The sequence below is a fragment of the Neobacillus phoenicis genome, assembly GCF_047302305.1.
In the GTDB taxonomy this organism is placed as follows: Bacteria; Bacillota; Bacilli; order Bacillales; family Cytobacillaceae; genus Neobacillus.
In genome coordinates, this window is the sequence record NZ_CP154847.1 from 4945112 (window position 1) to 4960089 (window position 14978).

Genomic DNA, 14978 nt, shown 5'->3' on the forward strand with positions numbered 1-14978 from the left:
ATCCTTGATCATAAAAAAATAACCTATCCACAATGTGAATAGGTGTCTATTATTTTATTTCTGTTTGTAATAAGTAATAGCTAAGGCAAACGCTAGAACCGTTCCTTTTACAATATCCATGGCATAATACGGTACAGACATCATGACAAGGCCATTTTGCAGAATACCAATTAATACAGCTCCGATAAAGGTACCAAATGCATTCGGTTTACCGGCACCAAGAACTGAAAATCCGATAAAGGCTGCAGCAACTGAATCCATGAGGTATGGTGCCCCGGAGTTAATTTCTGAGGTCATAACCCTAGATGCCAGAACAATTCCGCCGATTGATGCAAACAAAGCAGAGAGTAAATAAGCCGCTACTTTATATTTATTGACAGGGATCCCTGAAAGTCTTGCAGCCTCTTTGTTTCCGCCAATCACATACATGTAACGACCATGCTTGGTATAAGTCAGAAAGATATGCACAAGAATCACGGTTATAGCCATGATGATAATAATCCATGGCACCGCACCAATTTTTGCAAAAAATGGACTGATTAATCCCGTTGCCATAGATCCATCAGGCATCACCATGTTTTGGGAAACAGTTGCGCCTTTTGTATAAGTAAGTGCTGTCCCTTGAATAATAAACATCGTTGCTAACGTCATTAGCATGTCTGGAATTCGTAACTTTACAATCATGAATGAGTTCAAAGCGCCTACAATTAATGAGGCACCAATTGCAGAGATAATCGCTATTACGGTATTTTGAGAAAACCAAACAAACATAGAAATGACGATGGCATTCGATAACGAAGCTACCGAGCCTACTGATAAATCGAATCCATCTACAGATAATGAAATGGTAATACCAATAGCAATAATCGTCACAATCGAAATCGACCGGAGGATATTGACAATATTACTGCCCTGAATAAAGGTAGGATTTGCTACTGAAAAAATAATGATAAGTGCAAGAATCGTGATAATGGTCCCGTATTTATAAAAAAATTGAAAAAGTTCAAATGCTTTTTTTGTTGGGGTCTGATTCTTTGCTGTAATATTTGTCTCCATTTTATCTGCCCCCTGTGGAATAAAATAAAAGTTCTTCCTCGTTTGTTCGGTTCGTCTCTAACTCCTTTATTGATTGTCCATCATAGAGAATGTAGACTCGATCCGTAATTCCCATAATCTCTGATAGTTCAGAAGAAGCGTAAATAATCGATTTACCTCTGCTTGCCAATTCCGTGATTAGTTCAAAAATATCTTTTTTTGCACCAACATCCACGCCTTTGGTTGGTTCATCAAAAATATAGACATCGGCCTCAGATACCAGCCACTTTCCTATTGCGACCTTCTGCTGATTTCCTCCAGATAGATTCTGAACCTTCGTTTCTTCAGAAGGTGTTTTAATTCCAAGCCGGCTAATCAGCTGCTTGGCTGTTTCCTTTTCTTTCTTTCTATTTAAAAAGCTAAATACGTTTGTAAAACTGCCCAGATTAGCCGCTGTCAAATTGGATTCCACTGATTCAAGGACAAGAATTCCTTCCTTCCTGCGTTCTTCAGGCACTAATGCCATGCCATTTTTCACCGCATCATATGGGCTATTCAAAGTTAGTTTAACACCATTAAGAAGGACTTCTCCTCCAGTTAATTTTTCAGAACCAAAAAGCGCCTTGCACAGCTCGGTTTTTCCAGCACCGACTAGCCCAGCTACTCCAACGATTTCTCCGGATTTCACATGTAAATGTAAATCTTTTATTTTACTTCTATCTGAAAGTCCCTTCACTTCAAGTACTGTGGTTCCAATTCTCGTATTTTTTTTCGGAAACTGTTCCTCCAGTTTTTGGCCCAGCATGTGCTCCACCACTTGATTCTGTGTTGTCTCTGAAATATTCTCTTTTACAACGAATTCTCCATTTCTCATGACTGTAATTTCATCGCAGATTTCAAAAATCTCTGGCAGGCGGTGAGAAATAAAAATAATCCCGACATTTTGTCTCTTTAATTCGCGGGCAATCCGAAAAAGCTCGGTCGTTTCAGTATGGCTTAAGGGTGCAGTTGGTTCATCTAGAATCAGATACTTACACCGATTCGAGACAGCTCTAGCAATGAGAATCATTTGCTTTTCTGCTAGAGAAAGTTCACTCACAAGCTTTTTCGTAGAAAGTGAAATATTCATATCAGCCAGGATTTGTGCTGCTTTTTGATGAAGAGTCTTCCAGTTCATCCACTGCTTTTTTCCCATTTGATGAACCGTGTCCATCAACATGATATTTTCGGCAACCGTTAAATTAGGAATAAGTGCGGTATCGACTTCTTGATAGACAATCTGTATGCCCGCATCCTGGGCATCTTTTGGTGATCGAATGTTCAAAGATTTCCCGTCTAGCACAATCTCACCGGTATAATGATTATAAGCCCCTGAGAGGACTTTCATTAGAGTTGATTTCCCTGCACCATTTGCTCCAATCAATGCCTGAATCGTTCCCGTCTTTGTTGAAAAATGAACCTGATTTAAAGCTTTCACCCCTGGAAATTCAATCGTTATAGTTTTCATTTCCAATGTTGACTGCATGAAATTGTTCCCCCTATCAAGCAAACACTCTCTTAATCAAGTGAAAAAGAGAGTGCTTATAGTACCCATTAATTATTTATTATATTTTTTTAATGTTTTCATCCAATCTTCTTCGAATGCATCTGATTGGCCCCATCCTGAAATAATTTTTGATAGATTAACCATGTTAACAGGATCCTTAGACTTTTGAAGATTGTCTTGTGAAACTAGAGAAGCCTGTAAATCATAGGTTTGTGGTGTTTCTTCACCTGCTAGTTTTTTAGCAAGCAATCTCAAATCCACCGCACCAATTAGTTTAGGATCTACGGCTGCTGTGTATTTCCAAGCACTACCTTTTCTTTGAATCTCTTGAAGGTCCGCATTTGAAACATCAATACCATAAATTTTTATTTCTTCACGGCCCGCCTCTTTTAGAGCTCGTGCCGCACCAATAGCAAAGGCATCCCAAGTAGCAAAGATGGCATCCAACTTTCCTTTTGGATATTTATTTAACATAGCAGCTACGGCGTTTTGTGTTTGAACACTGGTATCTGCAGCAGCTACACCGAAACGTTCCACTTCTTTAATTCCAGGATTTTTTGAAAGTACATCTTGGTACACTTTGTTTCGTCTAACCATTGGCGGAAAACCGTCAACCCAAAGGTATGCAATATTGGCTTTGCCTTTCGTATCCTTTACAAGCTGATCCAGTGCTAAAGTTGCCAATGCTTCGTCATCCTGTGATGTAAGTGTTACTCCCTCCACTTCAGCCAACTTTGGATTAGAGTCAAATGTAACCACGCTTTTTCCTTTTTCAACGATCTTCTTTACATCGTTCACCGTCGCATCATCATCACCATGTGAAATTATGAATCCATCATAATCCTGATCTAACGCCTGATTTATAGCATCATGGAATTTTGCTGTATCACCGTTCGCAGTAAACACATCCACTTGCAATCCTAAAGCTTCTCCCTCTTCTTTTGCTCCTGCTAAGAATTGAGCAGTGTGGTCATCACCGCCAATTTTTCGAATGACCTTAATTTTCAATTGATCGCCCTTAAATTGTTCTGGTACGCCTTCAAGTGATACATTTTTATTTCCGCTTGCTTTCTTCGTTTCTCCCCCTGAAGCACACCCCGTGAGTAGCAGGCTTGCAGCTAATGCAGAAACAAGCGCACTTTTGAAAATATTTTTTTTCATGATAAAAGCTCCCCCTTTTTGTCTTTCTTACCAAAATAAACTATTCCCATTGGAGAAGTTTTCTTTTTTGAAAAAATAAAAAACCTCTCCAGAAAAGAGAGGTTTCATCACATATGTTGGACTACTCCTCTCTTATCTCTCAAAACATTAGATGTTTTGCAGGATTTAGCACCAATTCCTTTTTTGGAACGGTTGCTGGGCGTCATCGGGCCAGTCCCTCTGCCACTCTTGATAAGAGAACGTATTATTGATTTAAAGTAATAAACTAAATTTAAACTCACATCAACAAGTTGTCAATAGTATTTTAAATATTTTTAATAAAGTAATAACTCCTTTTTAATCACATTGAACAGAATGGGGAAAACTGTTATTAAAACTAAAACCAGTTATTGCTTTATTCTCCTATGAAATTTCGGTATGATTATATTTAGGAAACCGAAATAAATTGCAGAAAGAAGTGTTATCTTCCATGAATAAGCAGGAAAGCGCAAAGCGTAATTTACTAATTATGTGGTTTGCCAACTTCTTCGTTGCCGGTAGTATGACGATGGTCATGCCGTTTATTTCGCTGTATATTGAAACGTTTGGAGACTTTTCTGAGAAATATGTCCAGCATTGGTCGGGCATTACTTTTGGGATCACCTTTGTTTCTGCCTTTCTTTTTTCACCGGTTTGGGGGAAGATTGGAGATCGCTATGGTCGGAAAAAGATACTTATCATTTGTGGATTAGGGATGGCTGTATCTATCTTTTTAATGGGATTTGTTCATTCAGTCTGGCAGCTACTCTTACTACGGTTTTTAATGGGCTTTTTCTCAGGTTTTATCCCTATGTCACAGGCATTCATCTCCACGCAAACACCAAAAGAGATTGCTGGTCGTGTCCTAGGGACATTACAAACAGGAAGTATTACGGGCTCGTTGTTAGGCCCCATGCTTGGAGGAATTTTAGCCGATACCCTCGGCTATGCGACCACCTTTAAATGGACTTCTATTTCCATATTCATCTCTGGGATTCTTGTTATCGCAACGAAGGAATTTCTGATAGAACCAACAAAGGGCACCAAATCACACTATTCCAGTAAAGAGGTTATCAAACACATCCTACGAAATCCTGTTTTATTAACCGTATTACTTATTTCATCCCTTGTACAAATCGCCCATTTCAGCATTCAACCAATCCTGTCGTTATTTGTAAGTGATTTACATGGGCCAAACAATGTTGCTTTTTATTCAGGGATTGCTTTTTCCGCAGCAGGAATAGGCAACTTACTCATGTCACGGAACTGGGGAAAGATTGCAGATAAATATGGTTATATCAAAATATTAGTCATCCTTCTATTTTTAGCAGGGTTAGTTTATTTACCAGGAGCGATCGTGACAAGTCTTTGGCAGCTTGTCATCATCCGTATTGCCTTAGGTGTGACCATCGGCGGAATCATTCCTGTCAGGATTGCTTATATCCGCCAGGAAGCTCCGATTACCATGCAAGGCGAGGTCCTGGGCTATAACAATAGTCTAAGATTTCTCGGTAACATCATTGGGCCCATGTTGGGGGGCTTTCTTTCTGGCTATTTCGGCTTTTCCGCCGTTTTCATTAGCACCAGTGTCTTATTAATTATGAGTGGACTGATTTTGCTCGTATCATTGCTCCGACATCCGAAACTTGTAAAACATACAGCTTAATAACTTATTCAATATACAAAAGTTACCAAAACCTTTGTAGAAATAAATTAGGTTATTTCCAAAATATATGATACAATAACTCTACCATTTGAATTACTGTTTCATTTGTGTGCCCTACTCATTCATGAGTGGGGTTTTTGTTTTGTTTTTTTTTGCATAGGCTGTGTTAATCTTGGATGTTGATTTCCGCTCCAATCAACATTGTCTATAAAAACAACAGTAACCTTTAACACAGCATTTGCATAAAAAAAACAGACTCTAAAATAGAGCCTGTCTATATCGACAATGTTATTAAGCTTTACGAACGTTAGTAGCTTGTGGTCCACGTTGACCTTGTTCTACTTCAAAAGTAACAGCTTGACCTTCGTCTAATGATTTGAAACCTTCGCTTTGGATTGCTGAGAAGTGAACGAATACATCGTCTCCAGCTTCGCGTTCGATGAATCCAAAACCTTTTTCTGCGTTAAACCATTTTACTTTACCTTGTTCCATGTGTGTTTCCTCCTGCTGTGTGCTTTTGCACACATTATGGTACTATCCTTGCACTCAGTGATCATCAAGACGAAAAGTTTATCTTATACTATCCTTTACACCGAACAAAAATAATTCTTAATGAGTATAACATTTTACATAAGTATTTGCAAGAAGACAATAATGAGCGTCCTTTTAACCTCATGTTTTACCGCCCACGGACAGAGCTTAATTTTTCGCTATATTGGCTTGCAACTTAGTAAAATCAAGATCCTGATAATAGCTATTCTTGACCAAAATATTAGGACCTAAGCATGAAACAGCTGGGCAATGACAGCTTAATTCCTTCGCTATTCCTGTGTTTTGCCATGATTGATAGGCCTCTTCCAGTGTGGTTATTTGGATATTTCCTAAAGGAGGCGTATCTCCGAAATCCGTTACAATGATATCGCCGTTAAATATATTCACATTCAAGCGGGAACGACCATCTGGATCATTTCTAACCGTTACATTTTTACTCTGATAAAGCCGTTTTAATAGGTCCAAATCTTCCTGTTTATTGCTGCACGCATAAAATGGCAGCGTTCCAAACAGCATCCATACATTTTCATCCCTTATGTCCAGCAAATGATGAATTGCGTTTCTAATTTCATTCAATGATAAAGTTTCAAGGTTACTGGCGAAATCACTCGGATACATAGGATGCACTTCATGTCTTTGACAAAGCATTTCATCTACGATTTGACGGTGAATTCGTTCCAAATGAGGAAGTGTCCGCTTATTTAACATGGTTTCCGCCGAAACCATTACTCCTGCTTGTACAAGTTCCCTGCTATTTTCTATCATTCTCGTAAAATATTTTTCTCGCTGGCTATACTCAGGCTTCCTCTCCATTCTTGCAAAGCCGCCTTCTACAAAATCGTCCACCGTTCCCCAATTATGTGATATATGTAATACATCCAAATACGGAATAATTTCTTCATACCGATTTAAATCAAGAGTTAGGTTCGAATTCATTTGTGTTCGAACTCCGCGCTCATGGGCATACTTTAAAATGGGTAGTACATAATTACTGACAGAGCTATGGGAAAGCATTGGTTCTCCCCCTGTTATACTTAGCGAACGCAATTGTGGAATTTCCTCTAACCTTTGTAAAATAAGTTCAATTGGAAGTGCTAACGGATCCTTTGTTTGGAGGGTGTACCCTACAGCACAATGCTCGCAGCGCATGTTACATAGAGTGGTTGTCGTAAATTCGATATTGGTAAGTAGAGATTTCCCGTATTGCGCTACATCTAAATAAGCTTCCCAAGGATCGAATTGGGGTGTGATTTTTTTTAATGTCTTCATACAAACTCCTTTATTTTTGAAGTAGGAAAAACCTTATTATAGCGCATCTTATAGCCAAGTTGCTATTCATATTAGTTACAAAATCATATGAACGTAAATTAAGAATATTCTATGGCAATTTCCTATTTTCCGTTGGGTAAATGTATTGATTACCGTATAATACATATTTGTTCCATGATTATTGAAAAATCAAGGATAGTATACGAATTGTGAATGGTGGTAGTGGAAATGGAAATGCAACCTTTGCATGAAGCAGAAAAATTAGCCTTAAAAAAGATTAAAATATTTCGCCAAAGCATCCTTCGATATATTTTACGCTCAATGCTTGCCAGTATGTTTATTGGTTTTGGGGTCATCGTTGCGTTTAAGACCGGTAATTTCTTCTATGTAGTTGACTCACCATTTGCCTACCCCATGGCAGCTCTTACTTTCGGAGCAGCAATTATATTAATTGCTTATGGCGGTGGGGATCTATTTACAGGAAATACGTTCTATTACACATACGCTGCACTCCGTAAGAAAATGACTTGGATAGAAGTACTAAAGCTATGGGTTTGCAGTTATGCAGGAAATATCTTAGGTGCTGCTGTCTTTGCTTTTATTATTTTCACCACTGGCCTTTATGCTAGCTCATCAGTAAATGGTTTTCTCCTTCATGTCGTGGAAGTTAAAATGCAAGTCCCAACAACAGAGTTGTTTTTCCGGGCAATCCTTTGTAACTGGCTTGTTTGTATGGCCTTTTTCCTTCCAATGGGATTAAAAGGAGATGGACCAAAGATGTTCGCCATGATGCTGTTTGTCTTTTGTTTCTTTATTTCCGGATATGAGCACAGTATTGCTAATATGTGTACCTTCGCTATTGCCTTAGTATTACATCACCCAGGAACAATTTCATGGGGTGGTGTGATTCACAACCTTGTTCCTGTTACCATCGGCAATTTGATTGGTGGAGCTGTATTTATGGCAATGATGTACTATTACGTAAATAAACCGTTTTTAGATGAGTATAAGGAATAAGAGAAAGGCTGACTCCGTTCTTGAGTCAGCCTTTTCCTATTATACAGGTAGTAACATTGTCGAATGCTATCATCTTATCCAATAATTAGGCAATATCGACAAATTACCGGGGAAATAACAACAAATTCCGGTGATATATCGACAATTTTTAAAATTTTCTAACAACTATAACGTTACACTTTATTTATTTTTACTTAAAAAATATACATAGGCTTTAATCATAAAGTAGCTAACGTCTTCTGGAAGGAGTTCCTTAATAGGTTTTAGACGATCACGCCCTGCTTCTTCCACTGCTTTTTCTAAAAGCTGAATGTATTCAGCTGGGATATGTTTTGAAAAATCGACCTCTAATCCTTGCTGTGCGCATTGAATTAAATGACTCTCAACCGTGCTGATGGCTAAATCACGCTTCTCGGCGATTTCCTGGATTGAATGATCGCTTTGATGTAATTTTAACGTCTCCAAGTGTGAATCGGTGACAGCCTTTTTTGCTGTCTTCTTCGGTTTTTTCTCTTCGGATACCTGCTCACTTTGATATTCTGGGTTGCTTTCTACAAATGCGCGTATGGACTGAATAAACTCAAGTCCGTATTTTTGGAGCTTCAGTTCACCTACACCACTAACCTGTAAAAACTCCTCGTTCGTCTTCGGTAGTTTGACACACATATCCTTCAAAGCCGCATCCGAGAAAATCACAAATGGTGGGACTTTTTCCCTTTCAGCAATTTGTTTCCGAACCTCTCGTAATTCTTCGAACAATGGATCATTCTTAGAGACTTGTTTAACCTGCACGGTTTCTCTGCGGTAAACCTGTTGCTTTCCTAACAAGATTTCCTTTCCTTTGAGAGAAACAAATAAGGTCGGAAATTGGCCTTGTTCGATGGCAATTAATTCTTGAGAAATCAAGAATTCAATAAAATCACTAACGTCTTTAGAGCTCTTCTCCTTCATAATTCCAAAGGTGGGCAGATGATTAAAACCCATTTCTGTTACCTTTTTATTTTTTGATCCTGTTAGTACCTGTGCTGTGATGTTCTTCCCAAATCGTTGCCCCATCCGAATTACACAGGACATCACCATTTGCGCTTCTTTGGTTACATCGATACTTGTTCTGGTATCCAAGCAATTCCCACATCGACCACAGTGCTCGGTCTCTGTTTCACCAAAATATTTTAATATAAATTCCTGTAGACAATCTTCCGTGTGGCAGTAGTCCACCATTTGCTGAAGCTTGTCCAACTCTTGTGTCATGCGGGTTCTATCACTAGATTGATCGATAAGAAATCGTTGGACCTGCACATCCTGTGGCGAATACAACAGTACACATTCACTCTCCAGTCCATCACGTCCAGCACGGCCTGCTTCCTGATAATAACTCTCCATATTTTTCGGCATTTGATAGTGAACCACGAAACGTATATTAGACTTGTCGATTCCCATCCCGAAAGCTGAGGTAGCGACCATAACTGTCGCTTTATCCTCTAAAAATCGCTCTTGCTCTTGGATTCGCTCCACATCTCCCATCCCTGCATGGTAGCGAGCAACATTGATATTTTCCCTCTTAAGTTTTTCATATAGTTGGTCCACATTTTTTCGGGTCGCAGCATAAATGATTCCTGCTTCTTTCTCATTCTTTTTCAGATAATCAAATAGATACTTTTGTCTATCTTGACCTTTAATAACGGCGAAAGATAGATTTGTCCGTTCAAATCCTGTAATAATCGTATTTTTTTCATCAATATTTAAGAGACGGCAAATATCCTCACGAACTCTCGGCGTTGCAGTTGCTGTTAATGCCAATACTGTTGGGCTTTGGGATAGGTGATTAAGCATCCGTTGAATATGGCGGTAGCTAGGGCGAAAATCATGTCCCCATTGTGAAATACAGTGGGCTTCGTCCACGGCTACTAACGGGATGTCCATTTCTCGTAAGTCCTCGATAAAATCTTGGGATTCTAATCTTTCTGGTGCAATGTACAGCAGTTTGTATTTCCCTTGCTTTGCCTCGCGAATTCGTTCACTTGCCTCACTAAAGGTTAAAGAACTATTAATAAATGTGGCTGAAATACCGACTTGAATGAGGGCATCTACTTGGTCCTTCATTAAAGAGATTAATGGGGAAATGACAAGCGTGGTTCCTGGTAGGACAAGCGCAGGGATTTGATAGCAAATCGATTTACCGCCGCCCGTGGGCATGACACAAATAGTATTCTGTCCATGTAACACGGATTGAATGGCCTGCTCTTGTCCCGTTCGGAAGGAGCTGTAACCAAAATGCGTTTCAAGTAACGGCAATGCTTTTTCAAACAAAGGGGTTCCTCCTCTCAATTTGGATTGTATCTCTTAGCTGAAAATCATCATGTCTCTATTATACTGCTTTTTGAAAAAGGTTTTGCAACAATTCCTGGAAGTTCATACAAAAAAAGATCTCTTTTTAAAGAGACCTTGTTATCACTTTATACACCTTTCCAAAGTTCAGAAAACCAGAAGAGATCAGTACCCCTGAAATCACCATGACGGTGCCGATTACTTGCACAATGGTAACCGGTGTTCCTGTGGCAACTGATATTAGCATAGTTACGACAGGTACTAAATTAAAGAATACGGCTGTATTAGCTGGTCCTATCATTTCCATTGCCTGATTCCACCAAAGATAGCCCAACACACTTGTGAAAATGGCCATAAATAAAATGGCTCCCCAGGCTATAAGCGGGACATTTGTTTCTGTATTAACACTTGGAGAAAAGAATGCTAAAATGATCAAACTAATGGCACCGATTATCATCGTATAAGTGGTTGTTTCAAGGGAAGAACTAGTCTTTAAATACTTCCTACCTAACACCCCATAGAGTGCCCAGCACACATTCCCTGCCAAAATAAGAAAGTCTCCCTTGGAAAAAGAAAGAGTTTGAATGGCTTCCCAAGACCCTCTGGTCAATACTAGGGTTACACCTAGAAGGGCAAAAAGAATTCCCAAGGTTTGCTTCTTGGTGATTGGTATTTTTAAGATAAAATGGGCCATGATTGTCGTAACAAGGGGGTTAGTCCCCATAATTAAAGCACCATTCAACGGGGAAGTATGATTCATTCCAAAAAAGAAGAATGTGTTAAATCCAAAGATCCCAACGATCCCTAGTATTGTATAAGTGATACCATGCCGGCGAATCGTTTCCCATTTTACTTTCTTTTGAATCATTAAAAGGCCAAACATAACTAGGGCCGCAATCCCAAACCTCCATCCTGCCGCGCTTGCTGCAGAAAAATAGTGAACAGCGTATTTAGCAAGATTGAAGGTGGCACCCGTCACCAACACAAACCCAACTAACATTCCTGCCACTTTACCATTTTTCATTGGAGTCCTCCTCCAGCATGTCTTGATAGGTTGCTAGCTTCTCTTCTGTTAGTTGAATGACCATTTCCAATTCTCTTTTTTGTTGCTCCAATGTCAGCAAATGTTTTTCTAAAATATTCTTTCGTTTTAGTACTTTCGCACTTCTGTCCTGCTCTGAGTCCTTATTTTCTAAAAGGCATCCATCTATCAAGAACTCTTGAATATCTTCTAGAGACATTCCTGTATTTTTAAGAACCTTCATGAATTGCAGCAATCGAATTTCCCCTGCGGTATACAGCCTTTTTCCACCAAGCCTTGTTGGTGAAGACAAAAGACCAATTTTTTCATAGTATCGTAACGTATGCGCCGTAAACCCTGTTTGCTCGGCTACTTCCGATATACTGTATATCATACTTCAACACCTCCTATACACATGCTACAACTTAGAGTTAGCTCTAAGTCAACAGAAAAATGGAAAATTTTATTAATAAAAAAAAACTGTCTTAAAATAACAAGACAGTCTTTGACTCTTTTACACAAAAAGATTATTTAATATGTGTTCTTTGTGTTGACCTTTTGTAGGAGGTGGAGAAATTGTCTCCTGATCTATATCACTATGCATCTTCACCTGACAATCTCCCCAGGAGGAGGAGAATATCAATTCTTTTTCTTTAAAATACGGATGCTCGTTCAGTTCGCCTACTTCCAACACGGGAGCCATACAGCAATCTACTTTTTGCGCAAACTCAATCCACTCATTAAAGGGTTTACTTTTAAAAAGAGTGGTGATTTCTTGAAAAATCGTGTTAGAGTCTTCCGTTTTAGTAAAATGGGCTTTGATCCATTCTTCTCGTCCGTGGGCTAGACAAAAATTCTCCCAAAATTTCGGCTCCAATGCCCCAATACTCATATACCTTCCGTCCTGTGTTTCGTATAAAGCATACGAAATTATGCTGCCGTTTAGAACGTTAATACCGCCCGCCTCGCCCGTTTCTTTTTCTACCATTACATGATTACCAAGTAGCGATACAAGCTGATCCGTAATGGAAATAGAATGATAGCTTCCCTTTCCTGTTAGGAAGCGTGAGACAAGTCCTGCGAGGATTCGTTCATTCGCTGCAAATCCCCCTAGATAATCTGCAATTGTAATGGATGGGTGAACTGGTTTGCCCTGTTGATCCTTCAACTGAGCCAATATACCGCTTAACGCCATATAATTAAGATCGTGGTTTCCGAGCTTACTCAGCAGACCGTTTTGCCCATAACCCGAAATGGAGCAATACACAATATCAGGCTTCACCTTTTGAACTGCCTCATAACCGAGGCCAAGTTTCTCCATCACACCCGGTCTAAAGCTTTCGAGAAGGACATCTGCATGGGCAATTAAATTTAGTGCCGTCTCTAAGTCGTCCTTCTCCTTCAAATTCAAAGTGATGCTTTTCTTTTGCCGGTTATTCGCAAGAAAAACAAGCCCTGTCCCCTGTTTGGATAGTCCAGTATTTCGCGCTGGATCTCCTTCCGGCGGCTCCACTTTGATGATTTCAGCACCTAGTTCGGCTAGCCGTAAAGTGGCATATGGCCCTGGTAGATAGTTAGTAAAATCAATGACTTTGATTCCTTCTAGCATAATTTGGACCCTTTCTTCTTACGAATTTTTCGAGCCTGGGGCAAATAGCTCCTCCAACTGCTTACGTAGCACAAATTTTTGAATTTTTCCGCTGGCATTACGTGGGAGTGCGTCACAAAATACGTATTTTCGTGGGCGCTTATAATTTGCAAGTTTATCACTGTTTTTACAATAGTCATCGAGTTCTTGGTCCGTTATGGCTGGGTCTTTTTTTACAACAAATGCTGTAACTGTTTCCCCCCAACGATCATCAGGCTGGCCAACAATTGCCACATCAAGAACACCGGCATGGGCATGCAGAAGATCTTCTACCTCCCGTGGATAGATATTCTCCCCTCCGCTGATGATCATATCGTCTACACGATCGTTCACCCAAAGATAGCCATCCTCATCTAAATAGCCGATATCCCCGGAATGGTACCAACCTTTAAACATAGCCTTTTCAGTTGCTTCCTCCCGATTGAAATAACCGGACATCATACACGGTCCTTGAACAATGATTTCCCCTGTTTCTCCTGCTGGGACTACATCATCCGGATCGGAAGGACCGTCTTCTCTAGTACGGACAATACGGATATCATGATTGAGACAAGCCTGTCCGGCAGAACCAGCTTTAGTCAGTTGGTCTGTTTCTGAAAGGAACGTAATGGCTGGACCCATTTCTGTCATCCCATAGGCTTGGACAAGGGCAATCCCCAAGCGGTCATGGCAAGCATGAACAAGGGACGGAGCCATTGGGGCGGCGCCATACAGACCTAGTTTTAGACTAGAAATATCATATTGAGTTAAGTCCTCCTGTAAAAGCATGTTCCACATGGTCGGTGCCGCGAAGAACTTTGTAATCTTTTCCTGTTCAATTAGCTCTAATACTTTCTTTGGATTGAATTGGTGCAAGACCACATTTCGGGATCCTACATGAATCCTTGGCAGGATGGCACAATGGAGCTCTGCGCAATGAAACATGGGTGCGGTCACAAGTCCCACATCTGTCGCTTCGTATTTTGTTGCACCGATGACTAGTAAGCTTTGTTCGACCATATTCCTGTGGCGGTGGAGGACACCCTTAGGCCGACCGGTTGTCCCACTTGTATACATAATGGCGTACAGGTCATTTTCATTTACTTCTCTGCGGATCTCTTGTGTTGAGCTATTGGTGAGTTTTTCTTGGTAGCTGGCTGCATAGGCAGGTGTGTCTTCATCAATAAACCAGAAGGCACTTTGTGGGAAGCGGTTTTCGATAGCGGCTATAACAGGTTCTAATGCTTTTTCAAAAAGAACAACTTTTGGGGTGGCATCTGATAAAATATACGCCACTTCTTCAGGCATTAACCGGAAGTTAATTGGATTGAACACTGCACCAATTTTTGCACAAGCGATAAACGTGGTTGCAAGTTCTTCGGTATTAAAAAGGAATGTGGAAACACGATCTCCCTTTTGCACTCCTTCGTTTATGAGTGCATTAGCTAGTCGGTTGACCTGTTCATTCCAGTCTTTGTAAGTGTAGCGAGTATTTTTCCTGACATCATAGATTGCTTCCTTATTTGGGAACTTTTTTACCGTCAAATCAAAGATTTTTCCGATTGTCGTACTCATTTAACCGCCTCCATTAATAGATTGGCAGGCAATCAGTGTGGACCGATTGCCTTTTTTATGTTTTTTGCAGGAATTTATATTTTCCAATGCTTCTTATTCGCGGATTTTTGGCTTTTATTCGCGAATCTTGAGATTTTATTCGCGAATTTTCGTATTTTATTCG

General features: G+C 39.9%; 12 protein-coding genes, 1 pseudogene and 1 riboswitch. Of the genes and pseudogenes, 2 read left to right on the top strand and 11 right to left on the bottom strand.

The window, feature by feature from the left end; translation table 11 throughout:
- Positions 1 to 54: 54 nt before the first annotated feature.
- The 4 genes and pseudogenes from AA0X95_RS25260 to AA0X95_RS25275 form a co-directional block, all read right to left on the bottom strand.
- The gene (locus AA0X95_RS25260) at positions 55 to 1056 is read right to left on the bottom strand and encodes an ABC transporter permease (RefSeq protein WP_413303033.1); all 1002 of its coding nucleotides are present in this window, start codon (positions 1054 to 1056) and stop codon (positions 55 to 57) included.
- Between the two features lies 1 nt (position 1057).
- Complete coding sequence (locus tag AA0X95_RS25265; RefSeq protein WP_413310251.1) at positions 1058 to 1909, bottom strand: ATP-binding cassette domain-containing protein; 852 nt, start codon at positions 1907 to 1909, stop codon at positions 1058 to 1060.
- 141 nt (positions 1910 to 2050) lie between these two features.
- A pseudogene (locus AA0X95_RS25270) lies at positions 2051 to 2560 on the bottom strand (ATP-binding cassette domain-containing protein); the annotation flags it as partial.
- Positions 2561 to 2632: 72 nt separating this feature from the next.
- The gene (locus AA0X95_RS25275) at positions 2633 to 3742 is read right to left on the bottom strand and encodes a sugar ABC transporter substrate-binding protein (RefSeq protein WP_413303035.1); all 1110 of its coding nucleotides are present in this window, start codon (positions 3740 to 3742) and stop codon (positions 2633 to 2635) included.
- Between the two features lie 129 nt (positions 3743 to 3871).
- Positions 3872 to 3980, bottom strand: a riboswitch (SAM riboswitch).
- Positions 3981 to 4211: 231 nt separating this feature from the next.
- On the opposite strand from AA0X95_RS25275, the gene AA0X95_RS25280 reads away from it, so the two are divergent.
- Entirely contained in the window at positions 4212 to 5426 is a 1215-nt protein-coding gene (locus AA0X95_RS25280) for an MFS transporter (protein ID WP_413303037.1), read from the top strand.
- Between the two features lie 291 nt (positions 5427 to 5717).
- On the opposite strand, the gene AA0X95_RS25285 is transcribed toward AA0X95_RS25280, so the two are convergent.
- A complete protein-coding gene (locus tag AA0X95_RS25285) occupies positions 5718 to 5918 on the bottom strand; it encodes a cold-shock protein (RefSeq protein ID WP_007083691.1) in 201 nt (66 codons plus the stop codon).
- A 207-nt stretch (positions 5919 to 6125) separates the two neighbouring features.
- Positions 6126 to 7247 (bottom strand): radical SAM/CxCxxxxC motif protein YfkAB, encoded by a 1122-nt coding sequence (gene yfkAB, locus AA0X95_RS25290; protein ID WP_413303040.1) that lies wholly within the window; start codon positions 7245 to 7247, stop codon positions 6126 to 6128.
- 228 nt (positions 7248 to 7475) lie between these two features.
- Between yfkAB and AA0X95_RS25295 the strand changes: the two genes are divergently transcribed.
- A complete protein-coding gene (locus tag AA0X95_RS25295) occupies positions 7476 to 8264 on the top strand; it encodes a formate/nitrite transporter family protein (RefSeq protein ID WP_413303042.1) in 789 nt (262 codons plus the stop codon).
- A 180-nt stretch (positions 8265 to 8444) separates the two neighbouring features.
- Here AA0X95_RS25295 and recQ read toward each other — a convergent pair whose 3' ends face one another.
- The 5 genes from recQ to AA0X95_RS25320 all read right to left on the bottom strand — a co-directional run bounded on the left by recQ (position 8445) and on the right by AA0X95_RS25320 (position 14815).
- A complete protein-coding gene (recQ, locus tag AA0X95_RS25300) occupies positions 8445 to 10574 on the bottom strand; it encodes a DNA helicase RecQ (RefSeq protein ID WP_413303044.1) in 2130 nt (709 codons plus the stop codon).
- Positions 10575 to 10698: 124 nt separating this feature from the next.
- Positions 10699 to 11616, bottom strand: a complete 918-nt coding sequence (locus AA0X95_RS25305; protein ID WP_413303046.1) for a DMT family transporter — start codon at positions 11614 to 11616, stop codon at positions 10699 to 10701.
- Positions 11603 to 12004: a MerR family transcriptional regulator gene (locus tag AA0X95_RS25310; protein ID WP_413310253.1), complete on the bottom strand. Its 402-nt coding sequence runs from the start codon at positions 12002 to 12004 to the stop codon at positions 11603 to 11605. Before AA0X95_RS25310 ends, AA0X95_RS25305 begins: the two co-directional genes overlap by 14 nt.
- A gap of 123 nt (positions 12005 to 12127) precedes the next feature.
- On the bottom strand, positions 12128 to 13222 hold the full coding sequence (locus AA0X95_RS25315; RefSeq protein WP_413303048.1) for a CaiB/BaiF CoA transferase family protein: 1095 nt from the start codon (positions 13220 to 13222) through the stop codon (positions 12128 to 12130).
- Between the two features lie 18 nt (positions 13223 to 13240).
- Positions 13241 to 14815 (bottom strand): fatty acid--CoA ligase, encoded by a 1575-nt coding sequence (locus AA0X95_RS25320; RefSeq protein WP_413303051.1) that lies wholly within the window; start codon positions 14813 to 14815, stop codon positions 13241 to 13243.
- Positions 14816 to 14978: the final 163 nt, after the last annotated feature.